The following is a 24316-nucleotide window of genomic DNA, read 5'->3' as shown; positions in this document are numbered from 1 at the left end:
CACCCGGCCCCCACCCGGTTCCCTGAGCCCGTCGAAGGACGCCGAGCGAAGCGAGGCGTGGGCTCAGGCCCGGACCTTGACGACCAGCGACCCCGGGGCGACGGCGAAGTGTGCAGCGGTCACCTGGCCGAAGTGGTCGCCGTCGAGCTCGATCTGCTCTGGTTCGTCGAACTCGAGCGTCAGCTGTGTGGCCTGGATGTAGCTCGTGAACCGGTCCTCACGATGACCCGCCTTGCGTCGCAGCCGGCGGACGAGCGCGTAGTCGACGAAGACCCGCCAGCCGACAACCAGCCAGCCGACGAGCGACGCGGGTTTGGCCATCATCAGGTCGAGGCGCCCGTCGTCCAGCGACGCGTCGGGCATCAGGAAGACGTTATAGCCGATGGATCCGCAGTTCCCGACGAGCACCATCTGCGCCTTGGTGCGGTGCTGGCGGCCGCCCTCGATCCGGTACCCGACCTGCATCCGACGGTTCCGACCCACCTCGACCGCGCCGGTCTGGACGTAGGCCAGCATTCCGACCCTCGCCTTGAGCTGCTCATCGGTGTTGCTCATGATCTGCGCGTCGAGCCCGACCCCGGCCATCACGGTGTAGGTCCGGAAGTCGCGGGTTCCGTCGATGCGCCGCAACGCGACGACCGCGAGGTCGATGGACCGGTCAACCCCGCCGAAAGCGAGTTCGACGGCGCCGACAACGTCGTCCAGTGGTAGCCCGAGGTTGCGGGCCAGCAGGTTGCCAGTGCCCTGCGGGCAGATTGCCAGCGGCACACCCGAGTCCTTCATTCCCTCCGCGACGGCGCGCACGGTCCCGTCACCGCCGACGGCCAGCACGACGTCGGCCCCGTCGTCGACGGCCACCCTGGCCATCCCGACGCCGGGGTCCTCAACGGTCGTCTCGTACCAGAGGCTCTGCTCCCAGCCGTGCGCAGCCTCGGCCGCGGCGACGACGGCGCGGACGGCGTCCGCAACGGGCTTGGTGGGGTTGAGCACCACCGCGAGCCTCGGCACGTCAGTCCTGCCAGACCGGGACCGGGCGCGACCCGTCTGGCCGTTCGAGCTGATGCCACACGACGATCGACCAGGGCTGCACCGTCGCCACGTCACGCACGATCATGCCGTCGCCCTCAGGCCAGTGGTTGCTGGCCGGCTCAGCCCAGCTGGCGGTGTCGATGAGCCGACGCCAGACGTTGCCCTCCTCGGCGGCCTGGACCCGGAAGTCGATGGCCTCAGATGTCATGTTGACCATCATCCAGAAGTCATCGCCCGGCGAGTTGATGTGCACCGCAACCGCCCGCTGCCCCTCCTGGGGGTAGCCGTCCCCCGACGGAGTGTGGAACAGATAGCTGACATCCTCGTTGTCCGGGATCAGGTCGCCGTAGTGCTTCTGCTGGAGCGACTCGTGTCGCTGGCGCAGGTTCGCCATGAACGTCGCGAACCGGAAAAGTCCGTTGACGTGGGGCTCCGTGTCGAACTTCCCGAGGTTGTCGTGGTAGATCGCGTCCTCGACGCCCGCGTCGACGTCGATCGCCTGCGGCTGGTTGGTCGCGACCGCCGCGTAGTTGTTGCACATGGCCAGCGAGTGCAGCGCCCACGGATTGTTGTTGCCGTTCTGCGTGCGGCCGAACTCGTCTCCCGCGACGACCATCGGCACGCCGCGCGACATGAACAGGATCGTCCATAGGTTCCGCAGCCGCTGACGGCGCAGCGACTGGTCGCCACCTGAATCCCACGACAGGTTGTTGTCACTGCCGCCGTCGGACGGGCCGAACGGGAACGGCTGGTCGTTGACCTTGTTCTGGTAGCTGACGAGGTCCGCGAGGTTGAACCCGTCGTGCGCGTCGATGAAGTTGATGGTCTTCTGCGCACCCCCGGAGTCGTGGAAGTGGTGGTAGTCGCCGTTGACCATGTCCAGGAAGTCGGTCATGTTGCCGTCCCCCTTGGAGAACCGGCGCACGGCGTCGCGGTAGCGACCGTTCCACTCTCCCCAGCCGCGCGGGAAGTTGCCGACCTCGTAGCCCCACAGGTCCCAGGCCTCCGCGATGACCTCGATGCGACGGCGGCTCGCCATGTGCGCGATCGCCAGCAGCAGCGGATGGTCGGTGAAGAAGCGCTTCTGGGCCGTCCAGTCGTCGGCGTCCGCGGCGGCGGGCTTGCGGCCGAGCACGGTGGCGAGGTCGAAGCGGAACCCGTCGACCCCCATGTCGTCGGTCCAGTACATCAGCGAGTCGAGGACGAGGTCGACGGCGGCCTGAGACGAGTAGTTCATCTGGTTGCCGGTGCCAGTCGCCCCGTCGACCAGTGTCTTCGCCGATGTCATCTGGTAGTACTCGGCCGTGGCGAACCCGCCGAGGTTCGTGAACCCCGTCACGGCGGCATCGCCGTTCCAGTTCCCGCCCTCCGCTGTGTGGTTGTAGACGACGTCGAGGTACACCTCGAGGCCGTGGTCATGGAAGGCGGAGACCATGTCCTTGAACTCGCGGGTCGGGCCGCCGAGGCTCTGGTCGAAGGCATAGCTGCGGTTGGGCGCGAAGAAGTCCAGCGTCATGTAGCCCCACGCGTTGCTCTTGTCCGTCTCACGGCCGGACTCCGACGCGTTGGTCTCATGGATGGGCAGCAGCTCGATGGTCGTGAACCCCAGCGCCTTGAGGTACGGGGCCATCATGCCCGCGCCCTTGTACGTGCCGAGGAACTGCTCCGGGATGTCGACGACGTCGCCGAACGCGGGCTCCCTCGCCAGGAGCTCCCCCAGTCTGGCGGCGGACGGGTGGGCGGTTAGCTGCTCGACGGACGTCTCGTAGATGGCCGCCCGCTCCCCCGGGATATGGGGCCGCGGCGAGACGGTGGCGGTGCTGGCGATGACGACGCCCTTCGGCACGTACGGGCCGGTGTCGATCAGGCGGCGCGGCACGCCGTCGACCTCGTCGTCACCGGTGCCGAACACGCCGTCGTCGACGCCGAGGTCCAGCAGCGCGTCGCTGTAGACATTGTGGGTGACCTCGCGGGCGTAGGGGTCGAACAGCGCCTTGTTCGGGTTGAAGCGGTTGCCCGCCTCGTCGAAGTCCGCCTCGAAACCCAGCTCGGAGCCGGGCTCCCATCCGTCGACGTACGGCCAGTTCGGCCCCCACACCCGGTAGGCGTACAAGGCGTTGAGCTGGAGGCCCTGGACCTTGCCTCGCCAGATGTCGTCGTCACCCTTGGCGAGGAGGAACGTGTTGGACGCGGCGACGCCCATCGCCTCGGGGTAGATCTCCAGCTGGACGCGGGTCGCTGCGGGCGCGTAGACCGCGAAGGTGATCCCCTCGGCGGACGGGTGCGCGCCGAGAGGCCACTCGGCCCTCGGCCAGGACTTCTCGTCGAGCGCGATGACATAGCTCATGACTCGGATTCTGTCATGCGCCCACAAGCGGAGCACGTATCCCGGCCGTCGCCATCCCGGGCGGCGCGGCGTCGGGGCCGTGCCTCGACCCGTCTGCGAGAATCCACCGCAGACCACCTAGCCTCGTGCTTTCATGACGGTGGGTGGACTGTAGTGGCCTGAGATAGCGAAAGTGCCCCTGACTTGGGATGATGTGACTTGTCTAGAGAAACATCGACCAACAAGAAGGAGCACCTTCGAGGTGAAGAGTACCGGCTCGTATCCCAGGGTTCATGTCGATACCGCGAAGGTGACCGCGGTCGGCCAGGCTGGCGGGATCCTGCTGACCGAAACCATCCGCGCGGCCGGCCTGGACCGGGCCCTGTCGGAGGCGCTGTCCCGGTGGCGGAAACCGTTGGCGGTCCACGACCCAGGCAAGATCATCTGTGATCTGGCGATGTCGCTGGTGCTCGGCGGTGAAGCGTTGAGTGACCTCGCCACCCTGCGCGGGCGGCGAGCCACGTCTTGAACACCTGTTTCGAGCGTCCCTCGACCATGTCCAACAAGCGCGCCGGACCGGTGCCGTCCCTGGTGGGGGTGAGGTCGATGATCACGGTGACGTATTTCTCACCATGGCGGGTATGGCGCCAGCAGTGCTCGTCGACCCCGATCACCTTGACCCCGTCGAACCGGGCCAGGTCGCTGATGAGGACGCGCTGTCCTTCTGCCAGCACGGCGTCGTTGGCGGTGTTCCACGCGACGTCGAGACCGGCGGCGATCCTGGACATGCTCAGGTGTTGGACCACAAGTCCTTCCAGTCCCCAACGCAGCGCCGCACGCGACAGCTTCGAACGCGGCTCGGCTGCGGCACTGGTGTCTTGACGCCACACCCGCCCGCACTCGATGCACCGATAGCGCCGGAGCCGCACGTGCAGCACGGTAGGGCGCCACCCCAGCGGGACATGCGACAAGAGTCGCACCACCGAGCCCCGGATGAGGCCCTGGCCGCCGCAGTCTCGGCACCAGTCGTCGGCGTCGACCGGGCGGCAGGCCAGGATCGCACGGTCGGGTTCGATGCGCTGGCCGGTGACTTCCAACCCGAGGCCGTCGAGACGGCAGAAACTAGTCAGATCAGGGCACGTGAAGGTAGCGTCGGACACGTCGAGGTCTTCCAGATGGGGAGCGTGAGAACTTCCATCTTCGGAGGGCCTCGACCCCTTCAGCCAGCCGCCACGCCGCAACCCCGAACAGCGCTACCTACACCCTCGATTGTGAAGAGCCCCGAAAGCCGCCAGCAGATGCTAATTGCAGCGATGGACCAGAGTTCATGCCGACCGGTTCCGGCTCATCAGCGGAGAGCGGGTGGTGCGCGGGTGGTGACGAGCTGACCGTAGGGTCCGCGGCCACTCTCCGACACCCATTCTCATTCTCAACCGCCGGCGACAATCCCACCGCGAGTGGCGTTGTACTCTCGCACCCGCTTGGCAGATCGAGCAACGCCAAGTGCTCCCGTCACGGTGAAGAACACACCTACCAGTGCGATGAAGATGACGCCGAAGACATTGGCTTCCGGATCTGGGAATAGCATCAGCAAGGCGATCAGCAAGAAGTAAAGCCCAAACCCGAGCCCGGCGAGTGCAATACCTCGCCCGTTCCTGCAGGCCCTTTCATCTCTAGTCACGGAGGGTGGCGCTGCGTTGCGAAGCGAAGGTGCGGCTGCGCTCATCATGCTTCAATGTTGCCACCTTTCGAGGGCATCGCTGAGGACGTGAGAGCATCTCGGAAAGTGGCTATCGTGCGCGGCAATGACCGCTTGGCTTCTAGCGAAGCCGACGTTGTCACTTCGCTGTGAGAACGCAGTTGCTGAAAGGGGTCACGCTGACGTGATGGCCCGGTTCGCGGCGGTCATCTGCCGAAGAGGTTTCCCCAGTGTGGGATCTCGATGTTGGTGAGTTGTTCCCCGAAGCCGCTGATGTTTTCTCCCCAGCCGGCGATGTTGTCTGTGGCTCCGGCCGTGAGGTCGCTCGCTCCGCCGGCTAGGTCGGCGGCGCCGGCGGTGACGTCCTCGAGGCCGGCGACACTGTCTGCGGCTCCGGCCGTGAAGTCGGCGGCCCCGGCGGTGACGCCCTCGAGTCCCGTGGCGAGCCCTGACAGGTCGATCGTGCTGGCAAGAGCGTCGAAATCGACGCCCGCGGCGAGTGCTTCGTTGAGGAGCGGTGCGGCGATGGTGGTGCCGATCGCGCCGGCGGCGACGATGACCAGGAGCCCGCCGGCCGCACTGGCAGCGGTCATCCCGATCCTCTGCCCGGTCGTGGCGGCACCGGTTCGGGGGGTGCGAGCGAGGATCCCGGCCAGGAGACCGGGGTGAGCTGCCTCGGCGCGGGTAGCGGTGCGGGCAAGATCAGCCGGCTGGGATGTGCGGGGCTGTTCGGCGGGGGGAAGTTCGGTCCGCAGTCGCGCCTGGAGCTCGTTGCGTTCCGCGGGCGCGAGTCGGCTGAACGCGTCCGCGTGGATCCGCTCCAGTTGGGCAGGCTCGGCGGTGAGCAGTAGATATTCGTACCGGGCGACTGCGGCACGCTCGGACGCCTGATCGTCCGCCGGCGGTGGGGTCAGACCCACGGTTTTCGGGGGCGCCGTCGCGGTGTCGGCGGGTGGGGCGAGCGGATTTCCGGCTAGGGGCGGTGGGGCGGGCGTCGCCGGCGCGCTGTCCGGGGCGGGCGCGGCGGCCGCGCTGCCGGTAATGCCGTCCACCGCACTACGAAGTGTGCTCTTCCAGTCGCGCGGTTCACTGTCGGGGGTGTGTGCGGGCGGGGGTGTCTTGTTGAGGGCCCGGTGGGCCAGGGCGGTGAGGCGGTCGAACATGCTCATGAGCGTTTCCTTTGGGATGGGTGAGTGATGTCGGGCGTCAGTGGACAATCACGACAGGTGAGCCGCGCTTGCGGGGCATGACACGCGGATGGGTGCGGTGAAACGCGCGTGCGCCTCTTCCCCGCCCCCGGACGTGTCTTCGTGCTGCGCGCGTTGGCCGGTCATGTGTAAGGCCAGGCGAGCGGGAGCCAGGCCACGGACATCACTCCCCACGCCCGGGCACGGCCAGCTGATGGGGGGAGGCGGAGGGAAGATCGCGTGGCGGAGTAGCTCTCGACGCGCACCTGCTCTGGGGTCAACTCAACGCCCGCAGCCCTGGCATCTGCGAGGACCATAGTGCGGATCTCGCGGTGCCGTCGAGTGCGAGAATGCAGCAGGACGGCCGGGTCGAGACTGAAGCCTGCCCGCTCTGGCTGGACATGTGCTACCAGATGGGCGGTGCGGTCTGCGAGGACTCGAACCGCGGTGAACAGCACTCTCCATCGGGCACGTTCCCGCGGTAAGGCGACGTGCACACACAGATCACCTTCCCCGACGAACGAGCGAAGATCATTGGGCCAAACGGGCGCTTCGAGGACGACGCGATCGATCGGGGTGGTGAGCTGACGGTAGCGCAGCAAGCATAGATCGTGCTCTTTCGTGATCACGGTCAGCTCCATTCCGGGCAGGCATCGTGGTGCAGCTGCACGCGCGCGCCCCAGTCATCTATCGGATGCGACATCCCGGTGGTCTCAGCGGTCCGGTCGATCACGGTCCGGGCGTCCCAGAACGGGCCTCCCTCGACGAGGAGGCACTGGCCGGCTTCCACGTGCAGCTCGTTGCTCGAGCCGCCGAGCAAGACCCGCTGCCCCGCCGGGACGATAACGTGCGTCACGGTTTGATCGGTGACCTCACGCACCGTGACCGGATTGTCTCCTGCGTTGCGCAGGCTCCCGCACCCCGGCAGAGGTCCGCCGCAGCGGTCGCCGACACCGACAGTCCACGCGACTGAGAGAATCCCGGTCACTGCAAGCAGCGGCAGAACGAGCACCGCCACTGTCGAACCTCGGCGGCCCCTCCTCACCAGCTGGGGATCGGGGGCCAGGGCCGCCGAGGCGGCACGGTCAGTCATCGGAACCCACCTTCCGGCCTGCGGGCACTCGGCCGCGGCGGCGGAAGACCGGCTCGGCCGCAGCGAGCTCCTCGTCGCTGGCGAGCCGGAACGCTCCGGCAGCTTCGGTCTGCACCTCCCGGCGGCCTTGACCGCGGGTAGCGCGGAGGCTCGCGATAATCGAGACGGTGATGATGGTGGCGACCACGGCGAGACTGATGGTGGTGGGGATGTAGAGCACGTCCAGAAGCAACATCTTGATCCCGACCCAGATCAGGACGAACGCGAGTCCGACCTTGAGGTAGATGAACCGGTGGATGAGGTCGGCGAGGAGGAAGTACATGGCCCTCAGCCCCAGGATCGCGAACGCGTTGGCAGTGAAGACCAGGAACGGTTCGGACGTGACGGCGAAGATCGCGGGGATGGAGTCGACGGCGAAGATGATGTCGGTGATCTCCACCAGCACCAGCACTGCTAGCAGCGGGGTGGCCACGACGATCCCGGCCTTGCGGATAAGGAACTTCTGCCCGTGGTACGCGTCGGTCATCGGCACGAACCGGCGGAACACCTTCAGAATCTTGGACTTCTCCGGGTGAATGTGGTCGTTGCGGGAGCGGAACATCCGCCATCCGGTGTAGATCAGGAACGCGGCGAACACGTAAAGGATCCAGGAGAAGTTCTCGATCAGCGCGGCACCGGCGGCGATGAAGATGCCGCGGAAGATCAGCGCACCCAGGACACCGAGGAACAGTACCCGGTGCTGGTACTCGCGGGGCACGGCGAACGCGGCGAAGATGATCGCCCAGACGAACACGTTGTCCACCGCGAGGGATTTCTCGATCAGGTAGCCGGCGAAGTACTGCTGCCCGTACTCCGCCCCCCACAGCGACCAGACCAGCACACCGAACGCGACACCGAGCGTCACCCAGACGATCGACCAAACCGCGGCTTCCCGCACCCCGATCACATGCGCCTTACGGTGCGCGACCAGATCAACGGCGAGCATGACCAGGATCACACCCAGAACGGCGAACCAGGCCCACAAAGGGACAGTCATGACAAAGACCTCCACGAAAGATTCGTGAAGGTCTCATCGGCCTGGCGGGCCCCTGCGCACCGGATCCCGCGGAGGGAACGTATTGACGATGCGGAGCGAGGATTACTCCCCTTCTCGAGCCATTAAACAGGAGAAGTATGCTTCATGTCAAGTATGTTCGCGAAACAGGTCCGGAGCCACGCTCTGCACATGGACGAGTTCCGGCCGCCGTGACGGCCGTCTGACGCGACTACGCTGAATCCCGGTTGCTCGTCAGCTACGCGGCGAGATAGGGTGGATGGGTGAAGGGTTCAGGATTCGACCTCGATGCGGGGCTCCGACGCTACCCGTGGGTGTCTCGGGCAATGAACGCGGAGGCCGTTTACGGGACCGTGCTGACCGCGGGTCTCATTTCCGCGTACTCTCTCTACAACCCGACACTGCCGGTCCTCATCGCCCGCACCATCGGGACCGTCCTCGTGTTCTGGGGTGCACACGTCTACGCCGAGATTGTCGGAAACCGTGCGATGAGCTGGCGGGAAGCGGTCCGCGAAGGACTGCAGCGCTCCGCAGGACTCCTGTGGGCACTCATCGTCCCGGTCGCCTGTCTGACCGTAGCCGTGTTCCTCGGACTCTCGATGAATGTCGCCGTGGACATTTCTCTGTGGGGAGGTGTCGTCAGCCTCGCCATATTGGGATGGTGGGCGGCCCGGCAACGCAATGCCTCCACGGTGGTGAAGGTGGCAACCGCCGCCGCAACGGCAGGAATGGGACTCGCTCTGATCGCCCTCAAGGCACTCGTGCACTGACCGCGTCCGGGTGCCCGTTCAGCCGAGCGACAACGAGCGGGTCTAGTGGATGTCCAGCAGTGCGCGGATCAGGTCGTCCACGGTATGCGCGGCGTTCGCGGGATGCCGCAGCGGACGGTCCTGATACAGGACGTAGTGGTTGCGTCGTCCGCGCTTCTCCCGCTCCAGATACCCAGCGTTCTCGAGATCGTTGAGGATCGTGAGCGCCGAGCGTGTAGAGATTCCGACCACCGCAGCGATATCACGGACGGTCGCGTCTGGGTTACCCGCAATCGCGAGCAATACGTGCGCGTGATGCGTCAAGAACGTCCACTCGGCCATCGCTCCCCTCCTCCTGCGTAGCGCCTACCGGCGAGCCCTTGCGAACGCGCGGCTGAGATCAGGCTGCGCTGGGCGCGTGTTCTGATGCATCCGACGCCGAGAAGACGGCCAGGAGTTCGCCGATGTGATGGCCCCGATCCAGGGGGTGCCGCAACGGACGGTCCGGGTTGAGCCGGTAGGTGTTGCGCCGCCCGACCCTCTCCCGGGTCAGGTACCCCTCCTGCTCAAGCTCACTGACGATGCGTTGCGCCGCACGCTCGGTCACCCCCACCAGGCTCGCGACGTCCCGCAACAGAATCTGCGGGTTGGCTGCCACGCACAGCAGAACATGGGCGTGATTGGTGAGAAAGGTCCACTGCGCCATCACCCCATCTTACCGTTCCACCCCACTGGTTTCCGCATACGCATTTACCGAATCACAATACGTGCTATGTTTTTCGTGTTTCCAGTGACAGGTGAAAGCGGGTGTGGTTGATGGGGAGTGTGGTCTTCACGATCGCGATAGCGGCACCGTGGGTCGGTGTCGTGGTCGCCGTCTTGCTCCCGGCATCGGCCGGGACCGTGGCGCGGGCCGCTGCATGGGCGACGGGAACAGGCGCCCTCGCTGCTATCGCCGCCCGGCTGCTGGCGGTACTAGCTGGGCAGCAGCCGCCGTCCGGGGGCCTCTGGGCCGGCGACGCGGTGGCGGTGCTGATGCTGACGCTGGTCTTGTGGTTGAGCGCGGTGATCCAGATGTTCGCGCTCCGCTACCTGCGCGGCGACCTACGGCAACGATGGTTCGCAGTGTGGGCGAACGCGTTGACGGGCAGCACCGTGGTGATGGTGTGTGCGGGGACGGTGGTCACCTTCACCATCGGCTGGATCGCGGCGGGCGTTTCCCTGGTCTTCCTGTTGCACACCTATGGGTCGCTGCCACAGGCCCGTCAAGGGGTCCGGCGGACTGGGCTGAGCTTCCTGATCGCGGACGCCCCCCTGGTGGTGGCGGTGTTGGTCCTGACGCTGGCCGCCGGGAGAGATATTCGCCTCGCAGAGGTGGGATCGGTGTCAGCGACACTGCCGGAGGGCATCGTCGTCGCGGTGGCTCTGCTGTTGGTGGTCGCGGCACTTGGCCGGTCCGCCCAGATCCCCTTCCACCGGTGGCTTCCCGCGACACTGTCGGCCCCGACCCCCGTCTCTGCGCTGCTGCACGCCGGGGTCGTGAACGCCGGCGCCATCCTGGTCATCCGGTTCTCCCCGCTGATCGCGCCCGTGGCTGCGGCGATGCTGGTCATCTTCGCAGCCGGCGCGGCGACGCTGGTGTACGCCACGGCGGTTCGGCTGGTCAAACCTGACGTGAAGGGCCGGCTGGTGTTCTCCACCGCCGGTCAAATGGGCTTCATGATGATGGCTGTCGGGCTGGGCGCGTTCGCTGCGGCCATCTTCCACCTGATCGCCCACGCGCTTTACAAGTCCGCCCTGTTCCTTTCCGCCGGCACCGGAGTGGCCAACCACGCCGAGCAGCGGACCTGGCCCGCCCCGGAACCATCCCCCCGCTCCCGAACGGTCGCAGCGGTCCTGCTCGCCACCGCCCTGCCTGTGGCGGTGCTCGTGGCAGCGAAGGGAATGCTCGCCCCCCAGGCAACCCCCGCGAGCCTGGCCCTGCTCGGATTCGTCGCCTTTACCGCCGCCGTTGCCGTCGCAGCCGGGCTGCGCCGCTCGATGACAGCGGCCACTCTCACGGCCGCGGCGATCGGACTCACTGTCCTGGGATTCTCGTACGTCGCCTTCCTCGGCATTTTCGAACACCTGATCACTCCCGCTGCGTCAATCCAGCCGGCATCGCCTTGGTGGCTGCTGATCCCCGCCGCCCTATTGCTTGGTCTGGAGCTGCTCGTTAACTCCCCGCGCACGGCCAGCCGGATGCACAGCGCCCTGTATGCGCGGACCCTCGCCGAATCGACGGTCTCCGCGCCCACCCGGATCGGCCCTGCCCGTGCCCGTCAGAAGGAGGCCGTGTGATGAGTCTGCTGGTCCAGGCCCATGTCGCCCAAGCCGCCCACGACGTCATGGCCAGCTGGCCGATCGGATCGTTCATCGCGCTCAACCCGCTCGCTGCACACGAGAGCACCCGATTCGAGAACATCGCCGACCCCGGAGTCGCGCTCACCCAGACTCTCCCGCGGTACCACGCCCAGTTCGCGTCAGGCCGCATCACGCGCGCCGACCTGATCACCGCTCTGCGGGAGCGGATCGGGGAACTCGCCGGGCTACCTGTCATCGAGCTCGGCGGGATGGCCTGGTCGACAGAAGAGATCCTGGTCGCGGAATTGCTCCGTCCCGACACCCGCCCGCCGACTCCGAGGACATCGCCGCCGGCGGATCCGCTCGAGCAGCACATCACAAAGTGGGTGGCCGCATTCGTGGACCCCGACCCGCAGTGGCCGATACCCGGACGGCAGCACGGGTTCTACCGCGCCTGGCACGCCCTGGCCGTCCACGACCCGCACCTGACCAGGCTGGCACGACGGCGGATCCGCTCCCTCCCCGACCGGGCTCTGCCCGCGCTGACGGCAACCCTCACTCATCTCGGGGTCGGAGACACGACCACCGTGGAGACCCTCACAGCAGAGCTGGCTGCGCTTCCGGGGTGGACCAGCTACCTGAAATGGCGGTCCGAGCACAACAGCGACATCGACTTGACCGAATATCTCGCCGTCCGCCTCGCCCTCCGCCATGCCCTCGACCTGCCCCTGCCACCCTCCGCGGCCCACCCCACACCGGCAGGCGAGGAGACCCCAGCCCCGGGGAGGGAATTGTGGGAGCGCGCCGAACAGATCTCCGCCACCCTGGCGACCGCGCCCACCCGTGCCGAGGTGGCGATGGTGGCCCGGATCCTGATCCTGCATGCCCCTACCGATCATCCGTTCACCTGGCAAGCCGCCTACGACGGCCACTATCGGGCCGCATTGCTTCAGTCGATCACCCAGAGCAGCACCGCACCGGACCGGCCGGCGGTGCAGGTGGTGATGTGTATCGACCCGCGCTCCGAAGGGGTACGCCGTCACTTGGAAACGCAACCGGGGGTGGAGACGCTCGGCTTCGCCGGGTTCTTCGGCGTCCCCGTCCGGTTCACGTCCCACCAGGGCCGCGGGGCGGTGGACTCGCTTCCCGCCCTGTTGCGTCCCCGCCACGCCGTCACCGAATCACCCACGAGCCCCCAACGCGCCCACCGACGCGGCCAGGGGCTCCGATTCATCGACGCCGCCGCACACGCCCTGCACACCACCGAGAACGCAACAGCGACCCCGTTCGCGCTGGCCGAAACCGCAGGCTGGTTCTACGGCGCCGCCACCTTCACCCGCACCCTCACCCCCGGCCTGCACCACACCCTCACCCGCACGTGGCGGACCCTCATCGCGCCGCCCTCCTCCAGCGAGGTCACCGTTTCGGCTGCCTTCAGCCTCGAAGAGCGTGCGACGCTGGCCGAAGCTGCGGTCACGATGATGGGACTGCACCAGTTCGCGCCGCTCATCGTCCTCACCGGACACGGATCCACCAGCACCAACAACCTCTACCAATCAGCGTTGGACTGCGGCGCCTGCGGCGGAAACCCAGGCGCAGTCAACGCCCGAGCAGCCGCAGCGATCTTCAACGACCCCACCGTCCGGGCAGCGCTCGCCCCCCGCGGGATCACAATCCCGCAGGACACCATCTTCGTCGCCGCACTGCACAACACCGTCGCCGACACCATCACCGTGCTGGACCCGCACCTGGTCCCGAGCACCCACGCCGCCGAACTGGCCAAGTTCAGCACGCGCGCACGTGACGCCGCCGATCTCCTCGTCCGCGAGCGAGCCACTGGCCTCCCCGGCGCACACCCGCACCAGTCCCTGGCGCGGCTGAGAGCCCGCGCACACGACTGGGCAGAGGTCTACCCAGAGCTGGGACTGGCCGGCAACGCCGCCATGATCATCGGACCCCGGGAAATGACCGCCAGTGTGAACCTGCATCGCCGGGTGTTCCTGCATTCCTACCGCGCCGAGATGGACCCCGGCGGGACGGGGCTGGAAACCATCCTGACCGCCCCGATGATCGTGGCGCAGTGGATCAACCACCAGTACTACTTCTCCACCCTCAACCCCGACCTGCTCTCCGCCGGCACCAAAACCATCCACAACGCCATCGGCGGCATCGGCGTCCTCGCCGGCCACAGCGGCGACCTGCGCCGCGGACTGCCCTGGCAATCCGTCGCCGTCGGCGACAACTACCTGCACGAACCGTTGCGCCTGAGCGTGATCATCCAAGCCCCGCTGGAAAGGATCGGCGACATCATCTCCGGCAACCAGGTCCTGCGCGACCTGTTCGACAACGACTGGATCACCCTCACTGCCCGCCCCTCCCCCAACACCCCCTGGCACCGGTACACCCGCTACGGCTGGTCGAGCCCACCCGCCCACACACACAGCAAGGAGAACCGCTCATGCACGGACTGACCCAAATGACGAAGGTGGAGTTCGTCGTCCCCGGCCGCGACGCCCCCTCGGTCCGCGCCCTGATCACCGCTGCCGGCGCCACCGGTTACACCGCCGTCTCCGGCGTCTCCGGCATCGGCCACCACGGCCAACACTCCGGTGCGCTGCTGTTCAACGACTACGACACCCTCACCATGCTGATCACCGTCCTCCCCACCGACCGCGCCGAAGAGCTCATCACCGCAGCACGGGAATTGTTCACCAGCTGCAGCGGCGTCATGTTCGCCACCGACACCTACGTCAGCCGACCTGACTACTTCCAATGACACCCACCCCGCACCCCTACCGCGGTGCCGTCATCGCGTTCGCCACCATGCACGGCAAAGAACATCTCGCCCGTGGCCCGTTCCACACAATCCTCGGCGCCACAGTTCTCGGCGTGGCCGGAATCGACACTGACCAGTTCGGAACCTTCGCCGGCGACATTCCTCGCACCCTCCCCCCACGAGAAACCGCGCGCGCCAAAGCGCGCCTCGGAATCCGCACCGCAGGCCTCACAGCAGGCTTGGCCAGCGAAGGCAGCTTCACCACCGAATACGGGTGGAGTACCCGACACAACGAACTCGTCCTCTTCCTCGACGAGGACCGCGGGATCGAGGTTGTCGAATCCCGCACCGCCAGCTTCCCCCTGCCCCCGGGCCGGCACATCCTCACCAGCGCGCAAGCCCTCTCCTACGCCACCAGCCTCGGCTTTCCCCACCAAGGCGTCATCGTGCAAGCCCACCACGACCACGGATCCCACGCCCACAAAGACACCCACAGCCCGGCCGAACTTGAGATCACCGTCAACCGGCTCCTCGACCAGAACGTGCCCGTGTCGGTGCTGCCGGACTATCGTGCGCATCGCTCACCCGCCCGCGCCGACATCCTCCGAGATCTCTGCTCCCGCATGGCCAGGCGCCTCTCCACCCCTTGCCCCGGCTGCCGCAGCCCCGGATACGGGCGAGTAAAGACCATCCCCGGACTCCCCTGCGGCACGTGCGGTCAACCCACGCATCTGCCCGCCGCCGACATCCACGCCTGCAGCACCTGCGACACCACCCACACCCGACCACGCACCTCAACCCTCGCCGACCCGCAATGGTGCGAGACCTGCAATCCTTGACCACCTCGCAGCCCAACCTCGATCCCGCCGGCCGTGCTCGACCGGAACAGCTGGAGGCCCCGCCAACAGGACCTCCGGCCCTACGTGCGCCGGGCTGGCCCCCGGATAGTAGAAGAAGGAGGCAGAGACCCATGAGCACTGCACACGGACAACCCCTCCGATCGCGTTCTGAAGATGGCTGTCCGACTCGTCCCATGGATGCCGGGGCCGTCGTGCTGTTGACCGGAGAGAGCGAACCGCCGGAGACCGTTCGGGACGCCTGGGCTGGCGCTGCTCGCACAAGCGGTGGCGTCCGTATCATTCGCGTCGTCGAAGACCGAGCATGGGAGACCATCGCCGAACGGAATTGCCACGCCTCCCAGGCCAGGGAGCAGCTTTGCCGGCTGGTCGGCGAGATTCGCGCGAAGGATCCGTCCACTCGTGTCTCGGGTCAGCTCCACAGAGGCCCGCTGCACACAGTGCTCCGCAGCCTCGGCGGCGCCCCGATTCTTCATTTCGAACGCGCAGCAGCCTCTTTGTCCAGCCCGGAGCCCGACGTGACGGAGGATGCGGCGTCGGGCCGATCTGCCGTTGACGCAGGGCTGAGAACCCGTTCGATGAGAAGGAGTGCAACATGAATGAGAAGTTGGTTGTCGGTGTGACGGATGCGTCTGCGTCTCGTCGGGCCGTGGACTGGGCCGTGGAGAGAGCTGCAGCGCGTGGTGACCGGCTCGAGCTGGTATCGATCATCGGCCGCGCGAAAGGTGTCCGCGGGGAGGGACCAGTCATCGAGGAGGCCCTCCAGCTCACACGAAGCCTTCTCGATCGGGAGGCTGAGCGCGTCCGAGCGCACGGCGTGCCCGTCGAGACGCGGATCGGGCGGGGCAAACCGGTGGAACAGCTCATCGACGCCTCCAAGGGAGCTGCTCTGCTGGTCATCGGAAGCGACTACCGCGGCCCAGAGACCGGGCCAGCGCGCGGCCCGCACGGGATCCGCATCACGCCGGTGCACACTGTCCGGTCGCCGTCGTACCCGACCTGGACCTGACTGGCAGAACCGGGGTCGTCGTCGGCATCGACGGAGCAGATGTGTCCGAGGCCGCCATCGCGTTCGCCGCCGCCGAGGCGGACCGGTCCGCAGAGGTGCTCACCGCCGTCAGCGCTTGGTCGCCAGTCACGGTACCTCTCGGTCTCAGGTCCTACCCCGACGACTACCTGGGCATCATGCACCGCATGGCCGCGGAAACGCTAGCCGGCTCTGTTGGTGGGCTTACCCGGACTTGGGACTGGAACTGGTCGTTGAACGGGGCGAACCGGCCCTCCTCATCAACCGTGTCGCGGCGCACGCGCGCCTCACCATAGTCGGATCGCACCGCCGCGGGGCGATGGCACGGTTCCTCCTCGGCTCCACCAGTGAACAGGTTCTCGCCCGGCTCGCGACAACCACCATCGTCGTGCGATGAGCGGGATCGCAAACGAGATGGCGAGGTGCTCGAGGCGCGCGAGCCGTCACGGCGGCTTGCGCAGCCTTGCCAAGAAGAGGTGGTCACGCTGTCTGTGACAACCTGAGTGGAGACCAGGGTGACGGTCTCATTCGGACCCACCTGATCGGCTGTCGGGACTGCCCCGGGTTTGGTTGACATCAACATCTCAGGTCCGTGAGGGCCTGGTGAGAGGATGCATGTCATGCCCAAGCCCCATCCGAAAGAGTTCCGCGATGATGTGATCGCGGTCGCCCGCAAGGGCGAGGCCCCGATCGGCCAGATCGCCAAGGACTTCGGGATCAGTGAGTCCTGCCTGCGCAACTGGCTGGCCAAGGCCGATCGTGTTGATGCCCCCGCCGCAGACAACCGCTCCGCAGCCGAACTACGGGAAGCCAACAAGCGCATCCGGCTGCTGGAGCAGGAGAACGAAGTCCTGCGCCGCGCCGCCGCCTACCTGTCCCGCGACATCAACCCAAAATGATGTTCCCCTTGGTCACCGACCTGGCCCAGACCAAGGGGACGCTCCGGGTGCCGGTCGCGGTCTCCTGCCGGGTGCTGGGCTTCTCGCGGCAGGCCTACTACCAGTGGCTCGCCTGCCCAGTCTCGCAGCGCGACTGGGACGATGCACACCTGATCAACGCCGCCATCGACCTGCATGCCGAAGACCCTGGTCTGGGTTATCGCCTCATCGCCGATGACCTGCCCGAGATGGGCATCACCGCTGGTGAGAACCGAGTCCACCGGCTCTGCAAGCTGCAGCGGATCCGTTCGTTCCACTCGGTCAAGAACGGGTCATGGAAGAAGCCCGGGCCGGCGGTCCACGATGACCTGGTGCAGCGCCAGTTCCATGCCGAGGGGCCTAACCGGTTGTGGTTGACCGACATCACCGAGCACCGCACCAGCGAGGGCAAGCTGTACCTGTGTGCGGTCAAGGACGTCTGGTCCAACCGCATTGTGGGGTACTCGATCGACACCCGCATGAAGAAGCGGATCGCGATCAACGCCCTGCGCATGGCCGTCCAACGTCGCGGACCAGTTGCTGGTTGCATCGTCCACTCGGACCGAGGCAGCCAATTCCGAGCCCACACCTATGTGGCCGAGTTGAAGGTCCACGACCTCACAGGTTCCATGGGCAGGGTCGCCTCAAGTCCCGACAATGCCGCCATGGAGAGCTTCTTCGCGCTGCTGCAGAAGAACGTCCTCAACCGCCACCCGTGGACCAGCCGGGCCGAGCTGCGGCTGGCCATGATCACCTGGATCGAGAAGTCTTACCACCGCCGACGCCGCCAACGGCGTCTCGGCAAACTCACCCCAGTAGAGTTCGAAGCAGTCCATCACACGACCACACAGGCCGCCTGACCCACCCCTAGAAATCTGTCAAGCAAACTGGGGGCAGTCCCGTCGGTGTGTTGTGACAACTACCTAATCTGGAGAACGATCTAGACAGAACGGTCCGCGCGGTCGGACGGGTCAGAGCCCACAAGCCACACCGCTGTGACTCGGTCCGACCCGCGGATGTCGGCTGAAAGGGACCAGGCCTCACGAAAGTTCGCGCGCGCCCAGTCGATAGTCTCAACCAGGCTGGCGCCCTCCATCTCATACACTGCGACCGCGCCATCGCCATTCAGATGGCCCCACACGCGGAACACCGCGTCATGGATCTCCTCCGTGACATCCCGCTCATCAATCAAAGTTGCGCGCATGGGTTCAGGCTATGACGTCCAGAGCTGCTGAGCAGCCTTAGTGAGCTCTAGCCTCGTGCTTTCATGACGGTGGGTGGACTGTAGTGGCCTGAGATAGCGAAAGTGCCCCTGACTTGGGATGATGTGACTTGTCTAGAGAAACATCGACCAACAAGAAGGAGCACCTTCGAGGTGAAGAGTACCGGCTCGTATCCCAGGGTTCATGTCGATACCGCGAAGGTGACCGCGGTCGGCCAGGCTGGCGGGATCCTGCTGACCGAAACCATCCGCGCGGCCGGCCTGGACCGGGCCCTGTCGGAGGCGCTGTCCCGGTGGCGGAAACCGTTGGCGGTCCACGACCCAGGCAAGATCATCTGTGATCTGGCGATGTCGCTGGTGCTCGGCGGTGAAGCGTTGAGTGACCTCGCCACCCTGCGCGCTGAACCAGGCGTCTACGGCCCGGTGGCGTCGGATCCGACCGTGTCGCGGCTCATCGCGGCCCTGGCCGAGGACGCGGACAAGGCCATCAAGGCGATCGCCGGAGCCAGACAGCAGGCCCGCGCCACGGTCTGGGCCCTGGCCGGTGAGCATGCCCCCGACCACGAGTCGACTGCCGAGGATCCGGTGGTGATCGATCTCGACGCGTCGCTGATCACCGCCCACTCGGAGAAGCAGCGCGCGGCTGCGACGTTGAAGACGAGGCTTCGGGTTCCACCCGTTGCTGGCGTTCGGCGACCACGGGACGGACGGCACCGGCGAAGCCCTGGAGGTCCACCTACGCCCCGGGAACGCCGGTTCGAACACCGCCGCCGATCACATCACCGTCACCAAACAAGCTCTCGCGCAGCTCCCCGACCGGAACCCGCGGCCCGGACGCCGCGTGCTGATCCGCGCGGACGGGGCCGGCGGCACGAAGGAGTTCACCAAGTGGCTGACCGGGCGCAGGGTGGCGTACTCGGTCGGGTTCACCCTCCCCATGGACACCCCCGACCTCTACCACCTGGTCCCTGAGTGGGTTTGGGTGCCGGCCCTCAACAGCGATGGCGAGGCTCGCGAGGGGGCCGATCTTGCTGACTTCACCGGACTGCTGGATCTCGACGGTTGGCCTGCCGGGATGCGGGTGATCGTCCGCCGCGAACGGCCCCACCCCGGCGCTCAGCTGCGGTTCGACGACGTCGACGGCTACCGGCTCACCGCCTTCGCCACCAACACCACCCTCGGCACCCTCCAGCAGCTGGAGTTGCGGCATCGTCGCCGCGCCCGCTGCGAAGACCGGATCCGGATCGCGAAAGACACAGGCCTGGCCAACCTCCCGTTGCACGGGTTCGACCAGAATCGGATCTGGTGCCAGATCGTCGCCCTGGCCTCCGAGTTGCAGGCCTGGAGCGTGATGCTGGCGCTGGCCGGTCATGAAGCCCGCCGCTGGGAACCGAAACGGCTCCGCTACCGGCTCTACACCATCCCCGCGACCCTCGCCAGAAGAGCCCGCCGCACCGTCGTCCACTTCAGCGACCGATCCCGCTGGGCCGAGCTGATCATCGACAGCATCAGCCGACTCCGAAACCTCCCGGCACCAGCCACCTGACCCTATGTCCTCGACATGTCCCTCTGAATCTGGCAGCTCCCGGCCTGGAAACCCGCACCGCAGACGTCACGCGGGGTCTTGTCGCACCCACCTGCAAGAATCAGAACAACCTCGACGCCACCGGCGCCGACCAGCCCCACACAGGGCCGTCATGAAATATCGAGGCTAGTAGGAGCACACAGTGATCACCGAATCGCCCGCCGGACAGCCCGGCAACGCCGCCGGCGCGCCACTCATCGAGCTGGCCGGCATCGAGATCATCCCCGAGTCCGAGCGTCACGCGAAGCCGCGCGACCTGTTCTGGCCCTGGTTCGCGGCCAATGTCAGCGTGTTCGGCATGAGCTACGGCGCCTGGATCCTGGGCTTCGGCATCTCGTTCTGGCAGGCCGCCGTCGTCTCCGTGATCGGCATCGTCATCTCGTTCTTCCTGTGCGGCGTCATCGCGATCGCCGGTAAGCGCGGCTCGGCGCCGACGATGGTGTTGTCGCGGGCCGCGTTCGGCGTGCGCGGGCAGAAGGTGCCGGGCATCGTCAGCTGGCTGACGTCGATCGGCTGGGAGACCTACCTCGCAATCCTGGCAGTGCTGGCCACCTCCAGCATCATCGCCCGCCTCGGCGGCGACGGCGGGACCGCGGTGAAGCTGGTGGCGACGATCGTCGTCGCGGTGCTGATCGTCGGCGCATCGGTGCTGGGCTACCACACGATCATGAAGCTGCAGTCGATCCTGACCTGGCTCACGGGCTTCATCACTATCCTCTACGTCGTGCTGACGTTCGGCCACATCGACTGGGCCGCTGTCTCCGCCATCCCCGCCGGCAGCCTCGGTGCCGTCATCGGCGCGCTCGTGATGGTCATGACAGGCTTCGGTCTCGGCTGGATCAACATCGCCGCCGACTGGACCCGCTACCAGAAGCGCACCGCCTCCGACGGCTCCATCATCTTCTGGAACACCTTCGGCGCCTCCGTCGCCCCGATCCCGCTCGTCATTGTCGGCCTGCTGTTGGCCGGCTCCGACCCTGCCCTCAGCGAGGCCATCAACTCCGACCCGTTGGGTGCGCTGGCCTCCATCCTGCCCATCTGGGTGCTCGTCCCGTTCCTGCTGACCGCCGTGCTGGCCCTCGTGTCCGGCGCGGTGCTAGGCATCTACTCCTCCGGCCTGACGCTGCTGAGCCTCGGCATCAAGGTGCCCCGCCCGGTCGCCGCGGGCATCGACGGCACGATCCTGACGCTGGGCACGATCTACGTCGTCTTCTTCGCCGCGAACTTCATCGACCCGTTCCAGAGCTTCCTCATCACGCTCGGCGTGCCGCTGGCGTCATGGGCGGGCATCCTCATCGCCGACATCCTGCGTCGCCGCAGGAACTACGACGAGGCCGCGCTGTTCGACCCGAAGGGCATCTACGGGGCGTGGGACTGGACCTCGATCGGCACGATGGTCGTCGCGTCACTGATCGGCTGGGGCTTCGTCGTCAACAACTTCGCAGATTCAGCGTCGTGGAACAACTGGCAGGGCTACCTGCTGCCGCTGATCGGCGGCAAGGAGGGCGACTGGGCGTACGCCAATCTAGGCGTGTTCTTCGCGCTGGTCCTGAGCTTCGTGGTCACGTACTTCGCCCGCGCGGCGAAGATCCGGGCGCAGGAAGCCGCCTGATCCGATGCTGAGGCGCGCGGTCGTCTGGGACCTGGGAGGGACGCTCGTCGACACCTACCCGGCCCTCGACCGCGCGTTCGCGGCCGTGGTCGCGGCACACGGGGAGACGGTCGACGAGGCGGAGGTCGCGCGGCTGACAAGGCGCTCCACCTCCGAGGCCGTCACGGCGCTGGCCGGTCGGTTCGGGATCCCGGCGGCGGAGTTCGAGGCAGCGAACGCGGCGCTCAAGCGTCACTGGGAGGAGCACCCCGCGCCGGCGATGCCGGGTGCGCGGGAGCTGCTGCGCGACCTGGCCGTCGCCGGCGTGCTGAACCTCGTGGTGACGCACCGCGACCGGACCTCGGCGATGACGCTCATCGGCGGCCTCGGGCTCGCCGTCGACGACCTGATCTCCACCTCCGATGGGTTCCCGCGCAAGCCCGACCCATCGATGCACCTGGCCCTGCTGGGGCGGCACCGGCTCGAGGCCGGGTCGTGCCTGAGCGTCGGGGACCGGCCGATCGACGCGCTGGCCGCGCGCCGAGCCGGCATGGCCTCCGCGACGCTCGAGTCGGCGGAGTCCCCCGTCGACGACGACGCGGACTACAGCGTGTCCTCGCTCGACGACCTGCGGCCGATCCTCGGGCTCGCCTGAGCGCTGGGTCAGTCCACGCAGCCGGTCAGCGTCGGCTGCCCGACCCAGACGTCGGCTTCTCGTCGGCGACGAGGCCGGACCGAGGATAGCCACCTGACAGGCCGTTCCGCCCTCCGGAGCACCTGGTTGGCCGCTCGACGGCACGGCCCGCGATACGGGCCTCTCCAGGTGTGGAAGCACCTCTAGCATGTGCCGAAAGTCACGCGACCCGGAAGAGGACCGCAGATGATCACCGACACGCCCCAGGATGGTCGTCGCCGGGCCCCGGTCTCCCGGCGGTCCTGAGGGCACCGGGGCGACGCGGCAGCCGGCCAGCTCGCCCGGAGTCACCCCGTCGGCTTGACTTCAGAGCCCCGCGAACAGGTCCGACGCAGGCACGTCGGAGGCCGGGAAGGGCCGGCCTGCGGCCAGGAGATACGCCTCTCCCGCCCCCGGGAGCTCCTGCATGATCCGGTAGAACTGCCAGAAGTCGTCCTCGGTGTTGACCTGGCTGCGGTGCGACGCCAGCGCGGCGCGGCAGACCTCCAGCCAGGGCGCGGTCTCGATGACGGCGACGATGCGATCCGGGTCGGGGCCGACGTCGTCGGGATCGACCTCACGCTCGGGCCACAGCTCGAGGCCCCGCTCGCGGGCGACCGCGTACGCCTCGGCCCAGCGCGCGGTGTTGTGCGTGTTCCACAGGACGCGCTCGACCTGCCAGGGTTCGCCCAGGTCCGGCCGGTGGGCCGGTGCGCTGGCGAGCGTGCAGGCGTACATCGCGACGCGGTGGGCCATCACGTGGTCGGGGTGGCCGTAGTTGCCGAACGGGTCGTAGGTGCTGACCACCTGCGGGCGGCGCGAACGGATGACCTCGACGAGGTGGTCGGCCGCCTCGAGCAGATCCGCGTCCCAGAAGGCGTTGGGCTGGCGCTCGGGTGGCGCGACGACACGGCCGCTCTCGTCGTGTGTCATGCCCGAGTCGTGGTAGCGGCCGGCCCCGCCGAGGTAGAGGTGGTCGGTGACGCCGATCTCCGCCAGGGCCGTGCGGATCTCCTCCTGGCGGTGGGCGCCGAGCTCCGCGGGCGAGAAGTGCGTCCACTCGGGCACGAGTATCTCGCCGAGTTCCCCCAGCGTGCAGGTCACGAGGGTGACCTGGGCGCCCTCGGCGACGTAGCGGGCCATGGTCGCTGACGACTGGCTGGACTCGTCGTCGGGGTGCGCGTGGACGAGGAGGAGGCGGCGGTCGGGTGCTGTCACGGTGTTCATCGTCCCAGCAGGGTCGCGAATTCGACGAACCCGTCGTCGGCCGGGCGCGGGACGGTGTGGGCGAGGGCGTCGGCCAGCTCGTCGGCGCCGGTGGCGACGCGATGGCTCAGGGAGGTGGCGCCGGGGCCACCGAAGTCGGCCGTGGCGGCGAAGATCGCGGTGCGCACGGGGACCGCGCCGAGGTAGCTGAGCAGCGGTCGCATCGCGAACTCCAGCATGAGCGAGTGGCGCTCCGTGCCGCCGGTCGCGGCCATCAGGACGGGCTTGCCGCGCAGGGTGTCGGGCTCGAGGATGTCGAAGAAGCTCTTCACGAGACCGCTGATTGACGCGGAGAACGTCGGGGAGACGACGACCAGCGCGTCGGCGGAGGCGACGGACTCGACGACGGCGGCCAGTTCCCCCGTCGGGAAACCCGTGAGCATGGCGTCGACGATGGGATGCCCGAGCTCGCGGAGTTCGACGACCCTTGCCTCGAGGCCCTCACCGCGCAGCGCCAGGGCGTCGGTCAGCTGGACGACGATGTCGTCACCCAGCACCCGGGTGCTCGAGGGTGATCCGAGCCCGCCGGAGATCACGACGATGTTGGCCATGGTTGACTCCTCACTTTGGTCTGCGTCCACCACTGTACAACATAATTGACCATTCAATCATTCCAGGTCCGTCCGCGTTCCGGCACACTTCGCACGCCCCGTCTCGCCATCCCCGAACCAGCGTCGCCACCCGTCTCGCCATCCCCGCACCAGCGTCGCAGCCATATTCGCGACATGCCCCCACACGCCTCGAGGCGCGCGCCGGGTGACATCCACCGTCGAAAATCGACCAGTGCCCGATTCTCCCCGGTTCGGTGACGAGAATCGTTCAACGCCCACCATCCCCCACCCCGCAGAAAAGCGGGCAGTGGTCGATTCTCCCCGGTCGGGTAACCAGAATCGACCACTGCCCGCTTTTCGTGAGCGGCGCG

At 67.2% G+C, this 24316-nt stretch carries 21 protein-coding genes and 3 pseudogenes; 12 read left to right on the top strand and 12 right to left on the bottom strand.

The window, feature by feature from the left end; genetic code table 11:
- Positions 1–63 precede the first annotated feature (63 nt).
- Together QH948_RS01440 and QH948_RS01435 are read right to left on the bottom strand one after the other, a co-directional pair.
- Positions 64–1008, bottom strand: coding sequence for a diacylglycerol/lipid kinase family protein (locus QH948_RS01440; RefSeq protein WP_281145196.1), 945 nt, complete (start codon positions 1006–1008; stop codon positions 64–66).
- A 1-nt stretch (position 1009) separates the two neighbouring features.
- Positions 1010–3376 (bottom strand): alpha-amylase family glycosyl hydrolase, encoded by a 2367-nt coding sequence (locus tag QH948_RS01435; protein ID WP_281145195.1) that lies wholly within the window; start codon positions 3374–3376, stop codon positions 1010–1012.
- Between the two features lie 241 nt (positions 3377–3617).
- Between QH948_RS01435 and QH948_RS01430 the strand changes: the two are divergent.
- Positions 3618–3863: pseudogene (locus QH948_RS01430) on the top strand (transposase); the annotation flags it as partial.
- Here QH948_RS01430 and QH948_RS01425 read toward each other — a convergent pair.
- From QH948_RS01425 to QH948_RS01405, 5 genes and pseudogenes are all read right to left on the bottom strand, one after another.
- Positions 3850–4515, bottom strand: a pseudogene (locus QH948_RS01425) (transposase); the annotation flags it as partial. The pseudogenes QH948_RS01430 and QH948_RS01425 sit on opposite strands and share 14 nt — an antisense overlap.
- A 269-nt stretch (positions 4516–4784) precedes the next feature.
- Positions 4785–4961, bottom strand: coding sequence for a hypothetical protein (locus QH948_RS01420; RefSeq protein ID WP_155947955.1), 177 nt, complete (start codon positions 4959–4961; stop codon positions 4785–4787).
- Between the two features lie 299 nt (positions 4962–5260).
- On the bottom strand, positions 5261–6223 hold the full coding sequence (locus QH948_RS01415; protein ID WP_281145194.1) for a hypothetical protein: 963 nt from the start codon (positions 6221–6223) through the stop codon (positions 5261–5263).
- Between the two features lie 649 nt (positions 6224–6872).
- The gene (locus tag QH948_RS01410; RefSeq protein WP_207475889.1) at positions 6873–7259 is read right to left on the bottom strand and encodes a hypothetical protein; all 387 of its coding nucleotides are present in this window, start codon (positions 7257–7259) and stop codon (positions 6873–6875) included.
- Between the two features lie 67 nt (positions 7260–7326).
- The gene (locus tag QH948_RS01405; protein ID WP_036272489.1) at positions 7327–8370 is read right to left on the bottom strand and encodes a TerC family protein; all 1044 of its coding nucleotides are present in this window, start codon (positions 8368–8370) and stop codon (positions 7327–7329) included.
- 281 nt (positions 8371–8651) lie between these two features.
- Here QH948_RS01405 and QH948_RS01400 point away from each other — a divergent pair, with 281 nt between their 5' ends.
- Entirely contained in the window at positions 8652–9158 is a 507-nt protein-coding gene (locus QH948_RS01400) for a hypothetical protein (RefSeq protein ID WP_155947953.1), read from the top strand.
- Positions 9159–9200: 42 nt separating this feature from the next.
- Here QH948_RS01400 and QH948_RS01395 read toward each other — a convergent pair whose 3' ends face one another.
- Together QH948_RS01395 and QH948_RS01390 are read right to left on the bottom strand one after the other, a co-directional pair.
- Complete coding sequence (locus QH948_RS01395; protein ID WP_028495567.1) at positions 9201–9479, bottom strand: helix-turn-helix transcriptional regulator; 279 nt, start codon at positions 9477–9479, stop codon at positions 9201–9203.
- Positions 9480–9537: 58 nt separating this feature from the next.
- Positions 9538–9843 carry a helix-turn-helix transcriptional regulator gene (locus QH948_RS01390; RefSeq protein WP_036272261.1) on the bottom strand — a complete coding sequence of 102 codons (306 nt, stop codon included), beginning with the start codon at positions 9841–9843 and terminating at the stop codon, positions 9538–9540.
- Positions 9844–9953: 110 nt separating this feature from the next.
- On the opposite strand from QH948_RS01390, the gene QH948_RS01385 reads away from it, so the two are divergent.
- The 7 genes from QH948_RS01385 (at position 9954) to QH948_RS01360 (ending at position 17917) form a co-directional block, all read left to right on the top strand.
- On the top strand, positions 9954–11477 hold the full coding sequence (locus QH948_RS01385) for a proton-conducting transporter transmembrane domain-containing protein (RefSeq protein ID WP_281145193.1): 1524 nt from the start codon (positions 9954–9956) through the stop codon (positions 11475–11477).
- Positions 11477–13951, top strand: coding sequence for a DUF2309 domain-containing protein (locus tag QH948_RS01380; protein WP_281145192.1), 2475 nt, complete (start codon positions 11477–11479; stop codon positions 13949–13951). Before QH948_RS01385 ends, QH948_RS01380 begins: the two co-directional genes overlap by 1 nt.
- On the top strand, positions 13939–14256 hold the full coding sequence (locus QH948_RS01375) for a P-II family nitrogen regulator (protein ID WP_028495566.1): 318 nt from the start codon (positions 13939–13941) through the stop codon (positions 14254–14256). The genes QH948_RS01380 and QH948_RS01375 overlap by 13 nt, the downstream gene beginning before the upstream one ends.
- Positions 14253–15095, top strand: coding sequence for a DUF6671 family protein (locus tag QH948_RS01370; RefSeq protein ID WP_251449792.1), 843 nt, complete (start codon positions 14253–14255; stop codon positions 15093–15095). Before QH948_RS01375 ends, QH948_RS01370 begins: the two co-directional genes overlap by 4 nt.
- Positions 15096–15708: 613 nt before the next feature.
- Positions 15709–16122, top strand: a complete 414-nt coding sequence (locus tag QH948_RS01365; RefSeq protein WP_281145191.1) for a universal stress protein — start codon at positions 15709–15711, stop codon at positions 16120–16122.
- Positions 16123–16237: 115 nt separating this feature from the next.
- Positions 16238–16537: a universal stress protein gene (locus tag QH948_RS14120; protein ID WP_369076702.1), complete on the top strand. Its 300-nt coding sequence runs from the start codon at positions 16238–16240 to the stop codon at positions 16535–16537.
- Positions 16538–16760: 223 nt separating this feature from the next.
- Positions 16761–17917 (top strand): IS3 family transposase gene (locus tag QH948_RS01360; RefSeq protein ID WP_438874087.1). Its coding sequence is split into 2 segments (ribosomal slippage): positions 16761–17025 and positions 17025–17917, totalling 1158 coding nucleotides; the frame shifts between segments, so codons are not numbered across the junction.
- 80 nt (positions 17918–17997) lie between these two features.
- Here the strand turns inward: QH948_RS01360 and QH948_RS01355 are convergent.
- Positions 17998–18261: a hypothetical protein gene (locus QH948_RS01355; RefSeq protein ID WP_028495563.1), complete on the bottom strand. Its 264-nt coding sequence runs from the start codon at positions 18259–18261 to the stop codon at positions 17998–18000.
- A gap of 171 nt (positions 18262–18432) precedes the next feature.
- Between QH948_RS01355 and QH948_RS01350 the strand changes: the two are divergent.
- The 3 genes and pseudogenes from QH948_RS01350 (at position 18433) to QH948_RS01340 (ending at position 22110) form a co-directional block, all read left to right on the top strand.
- Positions 18433–19825: pseudogene (locus QH948_RS01350) on the top strand (IS1380 family transposase).
- Positions 19826–20006: 181 nt separating this feature from the next.
- Positions 20007–21476: a purine-cytosine permease family protein gene (locus QH948_RS01345; protein WP_281145190.1), complete on the top strand. Its 1470-nt coding sequence runs from the start codon at positions 20007–20009 to the stop codon at positions 21474–21476.
- Between the two features lie 4 nt (positions 21477–21480).
- A complete protein-coding gene (locus QH948_RS01340) occupies positions 21481–22110 on the top strand; it encodes an HAD-IA family hydrolase (protein ID WP_281145189.1) in 630 nt (209 codons plus the stop codon).
- 345 nt (positions 22111–22455) lie between these two features.
- On the opposite strand, the gene mshB is transcribed toward QH948_RS01340, so the two are convergent.
- Entirely contained in the window at positions 22456–23355 is a 900-nt protein-coding gene (mshB, locus tag QH948_RS01335; protein ID WP_438874106.1) for an N-acetyl-1-D-myo-inositol-2-amino-2-deoxy-alpha-D-glucopyranoside deacetylase, read from the bottom strand.
- Positions 23352–23945 (bottom strand): CE1759 family FMN reductase, encoded by a 594-nt coding sequence (locus QH948_RS01330; RefSeq protein WP_281145187.1) that lies wholly within the window; start codon positions 23943–23945, stop codon positions 23352–23354. The genes mshB and QH948_RS01330 overlap by 4 nt, the downstream gene beginning before the upstream one ends.
- Positions 23946–24316 lie beyond the last annotated feature (371 nt).

The organism is Tessaracoccus lacteus, from assembly GCF_029917005.1.
Taxonomy (GTDB): Bacteria; Actinomycetota; Actinomycetes; order Propionibacteriales; family Propionibacteriaceae; genus Arachnia; species Arachnia lactea.
Note: the sequence above shows the minus strand (reverse complement) of the source record. Positions and strands in the feature narration are given on the sequence as shown.